We start from the raw sequence: 12,327 nt of genomic DNA, 5'->3' as shown, positions 1-12,327 counted from the left end.
GGTCAATCATGTTTGGACATGATTGACTATAATTGTGTATAAATATAAGTGGTGCACTTTATGCGATTGAGGTGGTGCAGATGTCTGCGACTACCAGTGCTTTTACATGCGAATAATCATTTTCAATTTGATTTAATAAATCTTCTACAGAAATTATAAAAATTTGGTCATATGTTGGTTTACAAACAAAAAAGTTCTCTTGTGTAGTAATTTCATTTTCTTTGTATTTTCTGTCGCGATTAAAATCTATTCTATCGTATTCATATAGCTCCTTTATAATTGATTCTGGAGTCCTAAGATTTCTTAATATTAATTCCTCCTTTCTTTTTTTACTTTTCCATTTTAATTCTTCTTTTTGATGATTATAGGCCATATCAATTTCCCCCTTTCAATTAAATAGCCAAAAAAAATTAGATTTTTAGCCTATCTATAAAGGGAAAATGGTTAAAAATTATAAAAATTCTTTACATGTAATTAAAATTGCTATATTATTATAACATAGAAGTTAGCAATAGCTAACCAGGAGGTAAATATGAAAGTTGTTTATGCAAGTAGAACTGGAAATGTTCAATTAATGATTGATCAATTATTGATTTCTGAATCTTTACAAATTAAAACAGGTAAAGAAATTGTTTCTGAACCATATTTATTGTTTACTTATACTGATGGATATGGAGAAGTACCAATAGAAGTTTCTGATTTTTTAACAAATAATTCAAATTTTATACAAGGTGTAATTGTATCTGGTGACAAAGGTTATGGTGAGGCTTTTTGTAAAGCCGGAGATATAATTAGTCAGGAATTTGATGTTCCATGTCTTTACAGATTTGAAAATAATGGGACAGATGCTGATGTTTCTGCTATTCAAGATATTATTGATAATGTCTAAACAAGAATATTTCGAGGAATTATTAGCTCACCATTGTGCTCCAACTTTATGTAAATGTAAGGTTGCAAATATGTTTCATTTAGAAAAGTCAAAATTTGAAGATATTGATGAAACTATTAAAACATATAATCAAATTTTAAAAACCAAAAATATATATATACATATTTTTCAATCTTTAAATAGTAGAGTTACTATTTTTGTTTTTTCAAAAAAGCAATTAGAATCATTACTTAATAGAGATGAAGTAAAGCATTTTCTTTCACTTTATGGGTATAAAAAATTTTCAATTCATTCGGTATTTAATCATTTAGAAAAAAGATTGAATGAATCTATTGAGTATCCACATGAAATAGGAGTTTTATTAGGTTATCCTTTAGAGGATGTGATTGGATTTATTGAGTCGCAATCTTGCATTATGATTGGGACTTGGAAAGTATATAATTCTAATCCAGATGAAGCTCAACAAAGATTTAAATTATATAAATCCGTTCGAGAATATTTCATAAAAGAAGTTAGGAATGGAAGAAAAATAGCAACACTAGTACATTGAATAAATCAGGCTAAATGCACTAAAATATATTTTTTAAGACATATATGATTCAAGAAATGCATAAAATTTATATTATAGTTGTAAGATGTTTTTTGAATGTACTAATACAATTAAGTGTTTTGTGGTTAATAAAAGAGACTATTATTTCTAAAGATTTACAGTCTTTAAAAGTTATAGTCTCTTTTATACTTATCACCTAATAGACACAATAATATAGTATCCCTTAATTATTCATGAGATTATAATATAATCATGAAATATCCTTATTTCATAGGCATTTTCTGCTTTTATTTATTCTTTTTCTATTCACCCGTTGGGTGAATAGTTTTCTTTATATATAATAAAAGCTCCTGTATAATGTAAGTGACCAAACTACAATACAAGGAGCACTTATATGATACAATCTATTTTCAATTTTGACAACATAAATTTTAACGGTGGCAACATTTCCTGTGATGGTGGCAGCATCTTGCTTCTTTCATTTCTTAAAAAGTACAATCTGCTATCTTCATTAGATGACATTCCTTTCAATGATACAAGAAGATTGCCTAAGTATTCCAATTCTGACATTGTCACTCAAATTGTTTTACGTAACCTTTTAGGCTACTTCAATCAGGCTGATCAAATGACACTTGTTGATGATCCACTTAAGGAACATATTCAAAGATTAGGTTGCGACTATGTCAATAGGCATGTTGAGAATATCATTCTTGACGTCGATTCAACAAAAACACAAACTCATGGACATCAGGAAGCTTCTGCATATATCTACCATTATGGTGTCAATGGATACCATCCAATGATGATTAATGAATATAATACCAAACTGTTGTTAAGTTCCAACTTTAGAACAGGAGCAGCATACTCATCTAATGGATTCATCAATGAACTCAAGGAAGTACTGGCACATCTTGATAGAAAAGGCAAGACTGTTTCCATGAGGGGTGACAGTGCATTCTACAATACTGAATTCATGGATTATATGCATCATGAAGATATTCAATACTACATTAGAGCAAAAGCTATGAAAAGATTCAAAATATGATCATTGAACATCTGGAAGACAATGGAATTGATTATTTGAATTACACAAATCAGGAACCCTATTATGGAGAGATAGAATACTCACCTAAAAGTCTATCCACACCATGCCGATATGTTTTTAAGGTATTTCCAGCACAGGATAAACAGTTGACAATGTTCCCAGTTATCTATTGCATCATAACAAATGACATGAAAAGATCATGCGAAGACATCTGTGACTTCTATGAGGAGAGAGGAAACTCAGAGAACTTCACAAAGGAACTGAAAGATGATTTCAATGGAGATAATGTAGGACATCATGATTTTGAAAAGAACTGTTTCCAGTTCATGATATCATCACTGTGTTATAACTTCTATCATCTATTTAGGATTCTTGTATTAGAAGGCAAAGATCAGAAGATACGAATGAATACATTTAGAAACAAGTATCAAAAGATAGCAGTAAAGGTCATACGACATGCAAGAAGAATCATATTGTCATTTAGCAGTGCATATAGATATAAGAAGAAATTCTTAAAATACTATCAAAAACTGCAGAATTAAAACATAAAATCCATAGTTTATTGAAAGTAGTTGAAAAACTACACTTTTTTAGCTACGGTTATTCACAATTTTACGGTGGATAACATTTTTTAAGCTAGAAAATAGACATGATTTATAAATTTTTCATCACAAATTTGCTTTCATGAATAATTTGGGTTAAAGATAAAAATATTGAATGTAATATTCTTAAATTGATTGATGAAACTAGATTATTTATTTCATCTCAATTAAGAGAATTTACCGCATTGGATCCATTAACTGGTAAATTTAAAACAGTTCCAGAATATCCTGAATTTTCGTGATTAGAAGGTATAGTAAATGCTGTAACACATCGAGAGTATGGGATGAGTGGAAGATATATTCTGGTGACTATGTTTGATGATCGTTTAGAAATTAAAAGTCCAGGAAAGCTACCAAATATTGTGACAGTTGATAATATCAAAGATACTCGTTATGCAAGAAATCCGAGAACTTCAAGGGTATTAACTGATTTTGGTTGGGTAAGAGAATTGAATGAAGGAGTAAAACGTATTTATTCTGATATGGCAGATTTCTTTTTAGATGAACCAGAGTATAGTGAACCTGAATATTCAGTTAAATTGATATTAAAAAATAATATTGTAATGCGTAACATTCGACAAGAAAGTCGTTTGGAACGTATTATAACACCAGAAATATGGCAACAACTTGATGAATTAGAAAAATCAATTCTAACTTATTTAGCAAGCAAGAAGACAGTGACAAGAGCAGAATTATGCACTTTCACTAGTAAAGCACCTAATACAATATCTGCTAGATTAAATCATCTAATTAAATTAAACATCATTAAGCGTAATGGAAGTAAATATGACCCTAAACAGACATATGAAATGAAATAGTTAGAGGATGTAAATTGCGAGGTAGATGCGAGGTGTTGCGAGGTTTAAGCATGAATGTTATTACGACATTTGCTCTAGAATTCTATAAGATGTGTTGGCAATGCAACAAGTAAGCGACAAAAAGACTTGAAAACCCTTATTTTATAAGGCTTTGGAGTTCTCAAAACGTTAATTTTTGGGAATACCCAGAACAATTCAAAGAAACTCAAATCAGCAAAAGCCTTTATTTATCGGCTAAAACTCGATTTGAGTTTTTTTGTATATTTATAAATTAAAAACGGTAAGCGACAAGTAAGATACAAAAAAACTAACCATATTTCTCTATTTCTCTATGATGTGATAGATGAACAAAATCATCTTGTGTATCGAGATGTAGATGAAGATAAGGATATCGTATTTCATGATACAAAAAGTATTACTCTATCTGATTATCTCAGCAAACATCCTATTGTGAAAAATAAGCATGTAAATTAAATTATCTTGTAATAAAAAACTCCACATGAGATAATTTAGTTAGATAAATTGAAATTTGAAAGCGAGTTGATTTTAATGTTAATTCTAATGTTACTAATGGAAGGTATAGTATTATGTTTTATACTTTTAATGTTTTGTGTTATTGGTATAGCAAATGGTCCTGAAAAATTTACTGTATTTTACGAAAAGAATGTTCAAGAAAAAGCAATAAAATTGGGATATACTACTCAAAAAGAAATAAAGAAACAAACCATTATATCAATTATAGTTTTATACTTACCTTGTTTTATTCTAGTGCCATTAATGGTTTGCTATATAAATGATGCAAAAGAGTTTGGAAATATTTTTATTCAAAGTTTATTTATAATGTATATAATGGGACTATTTGATAGATTTTTTGTTGACTGGTATTGGGTAGAACATACAAAAGCGTGGGATATACCCAATACAGAAGAATTAAAACCTTATATTCCTACAAAAATGAAAATAGTCAAATGGCTGGGAACCATAGTTGGATTTGCAATAATTGCTTTAATTATTGCTTTAATAATGAGTAAGATGGTTTGAAAATTGTAATTTGAAAAGGAGATATACTGAATTGGATACTAAAAGGTTAGCAAAATTTCTTATAATTACATTTGTTATTACAGGGATAGCCTGGTCTGGACTTGCTGTGTTAACGAGTTTAAATATTATCCCATTTTCGCATCCTTTAGGCACTATTTTACATATTATAGGAGGATTCGGACCGACAATAGCAACTTTCTTTGTCTTAGAAGAAAAAAACACGGTTAAATCTATATTAGATTTTATTTTTGGCTACAGAAAGAAATCATTGATTTTTTTGTTTTTATTTTCTATTTTTGAAATACTGACAATAGGTTTATCGTCAAGGGAATTTAATTCCGCATTACCATGGTATTTGATGCCTTTAATCTTTCTTCAAGCAACATTTATATATGGCGGCGAAGAAGAATTAGGTTGGAGAGGTGTTATGCAGCCTTTATTAGAGGAAAAATTGAATTTCCCTATAGCCACAATCATTACGGGTGTTGTGTGGGGAATTTGGCATATTCCCCTTTGGTTTGTAAATGGCTCATCGCAACAAAATATGCCATTTCTATTTTTCTTAGCGTTAGCTGTTATACTGAGCTTTTGGCTGGCGACAATTTACAAAAAAACGAAATGTGTTTTTGCTTGTAGTGTTTTTCATGGATTGACAAATACTCTTTTGTCTGTATTTATAATTAAAGTGAATGTTCTATTGGTAATAGGACTGATTGCTATGCTTGTATATTCAATATATTTATGGTATTGTGGAGAAGCAAAACAATAAATTCCAATTTATCTATTCAATCCTCTATAAACCCTGTATTTTCAAGGCATACCGCCTATTAAATGTTCAAACCTTATGTATTTTCCCTTGTTTTTGCCCTTATGAGCCGAAACAAGGGAAATTTTTTATTCTCCGCCGATTACCTTATCCAGCAGTCTTGCGGAAGTACGCTTCGCTTCCCTTGTAGCGTGAGCGTAAATGTTCATTGTGGTACTGACATCAGCGTGTCCGAGAAGTTCCTGCACATCTTTAGGGGCTGCACCGTTTGAGAGCAGATTGCTTGTATAAGTGTGTCTGAGCATATGGAAGTGGAAATCCTCCAATCCCTCCACCTTTTTTCTTGCTGTCCTGCACATAATCTCCACTGTACTTGGTGCTTCAAATGCCCCGTCAGGTCTAAGGCAGACAAAGGATAATTCCTTGTACCCCTCTGGGACTTCCTCCGACCTCGGCAGACTGTAAACCTCATAGTAGGTGCGGTCTTTTTCTTTAACCTCCAGCAGGACAAAGTTCTGCCGCAGTTGAAACAGCAGCTTGCCGATACAAAGGGGCTTTTCAAAGTCAAAGAGCGAAAAGCGTTGGAAGTAAAAATCAAAGAAACCGAAGCAGAGATTGCCGACAGGCTGGATAAAATCCCCGACACGCTCAAAGAGGACGGTTATCCCGATGTGCAAGTATTTATGCGTACTTTCCGAGAAATGGAAAGCGTTGTAGAACAGTACAACCGTGACCTTGCTGAGTGGGAATATCAAGTCAGCAGGAAAACGACAGCCACCGCTAAAGAGCAGCACAAACCACCCGAAAAGCAGAGTGTGTGCTAAAACATTTGCGTGAGATACAGGAACGCAACAAACAGAAACCACCGCAAAGACAGCGTAAAAAAACCATTGACAGAGATAGCCGATAGGCATTGAAAAACTGCCGTTATGGCATTACCCATAGCGGCGGCATACATAATCATTTACTGACTGCAAACGTGATTTTCATATCCTGAACATTGATGATTGTTTCTTTTTTGCACTTCGGACAGTAGAGAGGAAAGTTTTTCATCTCAGTATTTTCTTGTATCATTGTTTGGGTTTTATTGCCGCAGACAGGACATAATACAAATTTACAATCAGTCTCTTTATTCTGCACTTGTCCAAAAATCCTCCATAGTTTCATTAAACTCCCGTGGCACATCCATATTGACACAGTGCCCTGCATTTTCAAAAATAACTACCCTACAATTTGGCTCACTTATTTTCCATTGTTTTACTGCCTCTAATTCCATTGGAATATCAAAGCTTCCACATCCAATCAACAAAGGGTAATTTCGTTTTCCAGTTTTATACTTATTTATCATACTATTGAGCGTTGCCAGAAACATAAATGACTTTTTTGGAAAAAGTATGTTCATATCAAAAAACTCATTTTGCGCCTCTAAAGTATGCGCAGAAATTTTCTTGTTTTCTTTTGCAAACCACTTGACCGAAAAGAGGGCTTTCAACATCATTGCCATCTGTTTCACACCATTTTTCTTTTGCATTTTAATATCAAAATTATTGATGTCATATCCTCCAAAGCATGCCAATGAGCTTACTGAGTTTGGATGATGATTAGCAAAATCCTGTGCCAGTACTGCTCCTAATGAAACGCCGACAATGTGTACTTTTTCAATATTTTCTACCTTTAAGATGTCGAATATCCATTCTGACATCTTATCTATGCCATCTCCTTTTTTGGTATCCGTTGACTGTCCATGACCAATAATGTCAATAGTCAAAATATTATATTTGTTGTGAAAATACTCAAACTGTGATTTGAACATATTATGATTGACAAAAGCGGCGTGAATAAAAAGTATCCATTCGGTATGATCTATTCCACTGATAAAATATGTAATTGGCGAATTAGCTAACTTTATTGATTTCATATCTTGCTTCCTCTCATTTCATCAAGAAGTTTTTGATACCACTCAATATTGAATTTCATAAAATCTTTGCCATATCGAGCTGCGGTAAACTGATAATGGAGAATGTCCTTATTTTTATCAGGAACTTTGACATTTTCTGCTTCCTTACAAATTGCATTCAACACATCATACTGTTCCTTTAACTTTGAAATATACTCTTGTAATCCTGCCTCACGCTTTTCTTTTGTTGAAAAACCCATAAAATATAATTTAGCCAATTCAGGATTTTTGCTACTCTGTATTTCCATTGGCATGGATACCCACTCAATAAAATGCTGTTTCCCACTATCGGTTATGGAATAAATCTTTTTATATTTTCCATTCTCAATGACCTCTTCATACTGAACATATCCACAATTAAGCAATTTCTTTATAGCAGCCTGTATACTGCCCATACTGCTGCTATACATCATATTAAGCCCTTTATCTATTCTTTCACGCAACTGATAAATTGTTCTGCTGCTCAACAGTAAAAGACCGAGTATTATATTATCCATACACTTCTCCTATATATTACTATTAGTAATATTACTATTATATCAAGTCCCTCTAATAGTGTCAATAGATAATAAAAGAGGCAGGAAATGTCCTGCCTCCAAAATAGTTATGCGTAGATTATCTCGTTATTTATAACCTCTATCGCACACGCCCGTATGTTATTCATTTTTTGTACCCATTCTAAGGCGTTTTCTGACTTTAACTGTTCTGTTATGTCTTGTGACTGTTTCATCTGTTCCACAAGCCTTTCAAAGCATTCCTCCGCCTGTTTATCGACATCGGCAAGATATTCATTTAACTTGCCACTTGTGAGCAGCGTAGTGTAAACCGCCCGTTTATGTTCCTGTAAATAGCGTTTATGTCGCTGTCCCCATAAGCCGATAGGCTTGTGTTCTTTTTCGGTTGGTAAAGTAAGGCAAGGAATATAATAATCTCCTTGCAGTTCATACCATAAACCATTGCTTTCATCAAAAATGTACTTGTCCATATAATAAATCCTCCGTTATAATATATTCGCACATATGTCACAGTTCTCCGATTGCCACACTCTGTTATATCTTGTTATGAGATTTTCTTGTCCTTGAATTTGCCCTTATGATTGTGCAGAACAAGGGTAACATTGTGTGAAATCATATAGAGAGATAAGTCGAACACATTGCGATAAATCCTTTATTTTCAAGGATTTTGGAGGATTTTATTGATAACCTATGGAGAGCAATAAACACTCATAATTTTATGGTTTTCAAATTCCAATTTGTAGAGTATGAAAATCGAAATTATATCAATATAAAGAAAAACAGGTATTTCTTTGAGTTGAAAAGTAGTTATGAAACTATAAAATACTAGCTATAACGTAAATAGGTGTGATATGTCGTTTTGGCAATGCAACAAGTAAGCGACAAATAGACTTAAAAGCCTTTGTTTTATAAGGCTTCGGAGTTCTCAAAACGTTAGTAATAATTGTTGTGAGAAAATTAGAGAAGTATTTAGACTTTGTAAGAAGTTTAGATGCTTCTTTTTTTCTTTTTAAAATAAGGGTATAATAAGAATAATTAATATTGAAAGGAGTAGTTGATTGTGGAAAATAATTTGTTAAACAATGAAGCATTAGTAAATGAAATTGCTAGTATTATCACAAATGCTAGAAATAATGTCGCAAAACAAGTAAATAATGAACTTTTAAATGCTTATTGGAATATTGGTCGTGTTATTGTTGAAGATGAATTGAAGAATAATCGTGGTGAATATGGGAAAAAACAATGACTTGCTATTTCAAAAAATCTTACTAATAAATTTGGAAAAGGTTTTTCACAATCTAATTTATATAACATGAAAATGTTCTATACGAAATATCCAATTTTCCAGTCAGTGACTGGAAAATTGAGCTGGACTCATTATTGCGAATTATTATATATATCTGATGATGACAAACGTGGTTTCTATGAAAAAGAAGCAATTAATGCAAATTGGTCAGTAAGAGAGTTAAAAAGACAAATTAGCTCTTCATTATTCGAAAGGTTGTTATTATCAAATGGGGAGACTAATAAAAAGAAGGTTCTTGAATTAGCGCTAAAAGGAAATGAAATTGCCAAACCAGAAGATATAGTAAAAGATCCTTATGTTTTTGAATTTCTAGGTCTGCCAGAAAATAAACCAATGATGGAATCTGATTTGGAAGAAGCTCTTGTTAGACAAATTGAAAAGTTTCTTTTGGAACTTGGAAAAGGATTTATGTTTGTAGGAACTCAGCAAAGAGTAACGTTCGGGAATACTCATTATTATGTTGATATGGTTTTCTATAATAAAATTTTAAGATCTTATGTATTGATAGAATTAAAAACTATCAAATTAATGCCTGAAGCAGTTGGGCAACTTAATATGTACTTGAATTATTATACAGCAGAAATTAATGACGAAAATGATAATCCACCAATTGGATTGATTTTATGCACTGATAAAGGCAATGTTGATATGCAGTATGCATTAGGAGGCTTGAGTAATAATATTTTTGCTTCAAAATATGTAACATATATGCCTGATAAGGAACAATTTATTGCTCAGGTTGAAGCTGTATTATCATCTAATAATAATACAGAATAAGTGGATATAAGTTTTGTGAGTGGTTATGGCAATGCAACAAGTAAGCGACAAATAGGCTTAAAAACCCTTATTTTATAAGGTTTCGGAGTTCTCAAAACGTTAATCAAAACAAATACGGAAAAAGATTCAAGATTATATCTTGGGTCTTTTTTTGTGCTTGTTAATGAAATAAATGTAAATAAATGATATAATAAGTTAATTAATAAAATTTCAGATGAAGAAGGTGATATTATGATTGATATAGTAGAAAGAAATGAAGTTGTACAATTTAAAAATGGAGATTTTGTATTAGATGTTACTATTGATTCTAATAAGGAAACAGTATGGTTAAATAGAGAACAATTATCACAATTGTTTGATAGGGATATCAAGACAATAGGGAGACATATTAATAATGCATTAAAAGAAGAATTAGATAATTCAACTGTCGCAAAATTTGCGACAGTTCAAAAAGAAGGCACTCGTCAAGTGACTCGACAAATTGAATATTATAACTTAGATATGATAATAAGTATTGGATATAGAGTAAAATCTAAAAATGGTATTCTTTTTAGAAAATGGGCTCATAATATATTAAGAGAATACTTATTAAAAGGATATGTTATAAATGATAGACATTTTCAAGATATTGAATATGTTACAAAAATGCTGGATCAATATAAAGAAGCAGGTGGGAAATTACCATCGAGTGATGCTATGTTAGAATTTTTAAAAGCTTATCAAAGAGGTTTTAAAATATTAGATGATTATGATCATCATACTTTAGAAGTACCTGAAGGACAAAAAGATGTTTATGTTATTCAATATGATGAATGTATAAAATTGATACACAATACAATGTTTGCAAATCAAGGAGATCAATTTGCAATTGAAAGAGATGATTCATTTAAAAGTAGTATATCAACCATATATCAAAGTTTTGGAGGAAATCACTTATATCCAACACTTGAAGACAAAGCAAGTGCATTATTATATTTTATTGTTAAAAACCATAGCTTTATTGATGGTAATAAAAGAATAGGGGCAACAATATTTTTATATTTTTTAGAAAAGAACAATGCATTATATAAAAATGGAAAAGAAAGAATTAATAATGATGCTTTAGCGACTTTAACGATATTAGTCGCAACGTCAAGACCAGAAGATAAAGATATTATGATGCAACTTATTAAGACAATTATCAAATAAGAGGAATATTCTTTAATAATGAAATGTTTTAACCATAATTCATTTTTGGTATCTTTTAGTTAATTGAAAGTGTTAATAAAATCAATGAATTTGGGATGTTATTTGAGTAAAACAATAATCATAATTGTTATGAGAGGATGAGAGAAGCATTTAAAATTGATGAAAGGCAAGAAAGTATATGAGTAAGAAAAAGAAAAAAACATACGAAGCAATGTCATTAAGTTAAGATGACAATATTTAACCAGGAATTGTATGGAAATATATTTTTCCTGGTTTTTAATATTTACTCAAGCTCAAAAAGTGTAGTCTTGAAACTACATCTGTCAAGGTATATAATAAACTATGTTAGTTATATCTATAGTTAAAGCATACGACAGTCTTTGGCTTGACATGTCGCTTGTATTTTCTGTTGGGTCGAATTGGCAGAATCTCTTTAGCTATCAGATACTCTACAGGTGGATTCTTTCCACCTTTTTTTCTTAGAAACTCTCTGATGATATGTATGGATTTTGTAAAATTAACCCGATATGTATATTTGTTTCTGTCCTTTTTAGGAATCTTTATTTCCTGTACAATCCTTTGACAGAAATTATACATGATCATACGTGCATAGATTTCCTGCTGTATGAGTTTTCTTTTCTTGGCATGCAATGCATTGAGTCCAATGGCATACTTGAGTTCTCGAAAAGAAGTTTCCTCGCCCCATCTCATATTGTAGATTTCACGGATTTCTTCCATTGAGAATTCCTCTCTGCTTAAATTGGTAATAATAGTTTCATATTTATCATCGGATATTTTGAATCTCACGACCCTACAGTTGAACTCATACCAGAGATTCTCTTTGTCCATAAAATCAAATCTCATTGATTTGGT

Annotated in this window: 16 protein-coding genes and 1 pseudogene; 10 read left to right on the top strand and 7 right to left on the bottom strand. The window is 31.4% G+C overall.

Annotation, left to right across the window (positions count from 1 at the left end; genetic code table 11):
• Window positions 1-58: 58 nt before the first annotated feature.
• On the bottom strand, window positions 59-373 hold the full coding sequence (locus tag B5E48_RS12150) for a hypothetical protein (protein ID WP_087305316.1): 315 nt from the start codon (window positions 371-373) through the stop codon (window positions 59-61).
• 159 nt (window positions 374-532) lie between these two features.
• Between B5E48_RS12150 and nrdI the strand changes: the two genes are divergently transcribed.
• From nrdI to B5E48_RS12115, 7 genes are all read left to right on the top strand, one after another.
• The gene (nrdI, locus tag B5E48_RS12145) at window positions 533-889 is read left to right on the top strand and encodes a class Ib ribonucleoside-diphosphate reductase assembly flavoprotein NrdI (protein WP_087245433.1); all 357 of its coding nucleotides are present in this window, start codon (window positions 533-535) and stop codon (window positions 887-889) included.
• On the top strand, window positions 807-1,439 hold the full coding sequence (locus B5E48_RS12140) for a DUF3793 family protein (protein WP_087245435.1): 633 nt from the start codon (window positions 807-809) through the stop codon (window positions 1,437-1,439). Before nrdI ends, B5E48_RS12140 begins: the two co-directional genes overlap by 83 nt.
• A 394-nt stretch (window positions 1,440-1,833) precedes the next feature.
• A complete protein-coding gene (locus B5E48_RS13985; protein WP_087305314.1) occupies window positions 1,834-2,484 on the top strand; it encodes a transposase in 651 nt (216 codons plus the stop codon).
• Complete coding sequence (locus B5E48_RS13980) at window positions 2,481-3,026, top strand: transposase (protein ID WP_087305313.1); 546 nt, start codon at window positions 2,481-2,483, stop codon at window positions 3,024-3,026. Before B5E48_RS13985 ends, B5E48_RS13980 begins: the two co-directional genes overlap by 4 nt.
• A gap of 344 nt (window positions 3,027-3,370) precedes the next feature.
• Window positions 3,371-3,904, top strand: coding sequence for an ATP-binding protein (locus B5E48_RS12125; protein ID WP_087305311.1), 534 nt, complete (start codon window positions 3,371-3,373; stop codon window positions 3,902-3,904).
• Window positions 3,905-4,453: 549 nt separating this feature from the next.
• Window positions 4,454-4,945 (top strand): hypothetical protein, encoded by a 492-nt coding sequence (locus tag B5E48_RS12120; protein ID WP_087244826.1) that lies wholly within the window; start codon window positions 4,454-4,456, stop codon window positions 4,943-4,945.
• 31 nt (window positions 4,946-4,976) lie between these two features.
• Entirely contained in the window at window positions 4,977-5,714 is a 738-nt protein-coding gene (locus B5E48_RS12115) for a CPBP family intramembrane glutamic endopeptidase (RefSeq protein WP_087244825.1), read from the top strand.
• Window positions 5,715-5,839: 125 nt separating this feature from the next.
• Here B5E48_RS12115 and B5E48_RS14130 read toward each other — a convergent pair whose 3' ends face one another.
• From B5E48_RS14130 to B5E48_RS12085, 5 genes are all read right to left on the bottom strand, one after another.
• On the bottom strand, window positions 5,840-6,625 hold the full coding sequence (locus B5E48_RS14130) for a tyrosine-type recombinase/integrase (RefSeq protein ID WP_479684562.1): 786 nt from the start codon (window positions 6,623-6,625) through the stop codon (window positions 5,840-5,842).
• A 46-nt stretch (window positions 6,626-6,671) separates the two neighbouring features.
• Window positions 6,672-6,878 carry a cysteine-rich KTR domain-containing protein gene (locus B5E48_RS12100; protein ID WP_087305309.1) on the bottom strand — a complete coding sequence of 69 codons (207 nt, stop codon included), beginning with the start codon at window positions 6,876-6,878 and terminating at the stop codon, window positions 6,672-6,674.
• Window positions 6,841-7,629: an alpha/beta fold hydrolase gene (locus B5E48_RS12095; RefSeq protein ID WP_087305307.1), complete on the bottom strand. Its 789-nt coding sequence runs from the start codon at window positions 7,627-7,629 to the stop codon at window positions 6,841-6,843. The genes B5E48_RS12100 and B5E48_RS12095 overlap by 38 nt, the downstream gene beginning before the upstream one ends.
• Entirely contained in the window at window positions 7,626-8,165 is a 540-nt protein-coding gene (locus B5E48_RS12090; protein ID WP_087297871.1) for a PadR family transcriptional regulator, read from the bottom strand. Before B5E48_RS12090 ends, B5E48_RS12095 begins: the two co-directional genes overlap by 4 nt.
• Before the next feature lie 107 nt (window positions 8,166-8,272).
• Complete coding sequence (locus B5E48_RS12085; protein WP_087305305.1) at window positions 8,273-8,653, bottom strand: TnpV protein; 381 nt, start codon at window positions 8,651-8,653, stop codon at window positions 8,273-8,275.
• A 590-nt stretch (window positions 8,654-9,243) separates the two neighbouring features.
• Between B5E48_RS12085 and B5E48_RS13910 the strand changes: the two are divergent.
• From B5E48_RS13910 to B5E48_RS12075, 3 genes and pseudogenes are all read left to right on the top strand, one after another.
• Window positions 9,244-9,672 (top strand): annotated as a pseudogene (locus tag B5E48_RS13910) (DUF1016 N-terminal domain-containing protein); the annotation flags it as partial.
• Window positions 9,673-9,684: 12 nt separating this feature from the next.
• On the top strand, window positions 9,685-10,266 hold the full coding sequence (locus B5E48_RS13905) for a PDDEXK nuclease domain-containing protein (RefSeq protein ID WP_255376278.1): 582 nt from the start codon (window positions 9,685-9,687) through the stop codon (window positions 10,264-10,266).
• A gap of 231 nt (window positions 10,267-10,497) precedes the next feature.
• The gene (locus B5E48_RS12075; RefSeq protein WP_224762644.1) at window positions 10,498-11,454 is read left to right on the top strand and encodes a type II toxin-antitoxin system death-on-curing family toxin; all 957 of its coding nucleotides are present in this window, start codon (window positions 10,498-10,500) and stop codon (window positions 11,452-11,454) included.
• Window positions 11,455-11,799: 345 nt separating this feature from the next.
• Here B5E48_RS12075 and B5E48_RS12070 read toward each other — a convergent pair.
• Window positions 11,800-12,327 (bottom strand): transposase (locus B5E48_RS12070; RefSeq protein WP_143747025.1); only part of this gene is annotated, 528 nt, incomplete at its 5' end.

The organism is Massilimicrobiota sp. An105 (genome assembly GCF_002161155.1).
GTDB lineage: Bacteria > Bacillota_I > Bacilli_A > Erysipelotrichales > Coprobacillaceae > Allocoprobacillus > Allocoprobacillus merdigallinarum.
Note: the sequence above shows the minus strand (reverse complement) of the source record. Positions and strands in the feature narration are given on the sequence as shown.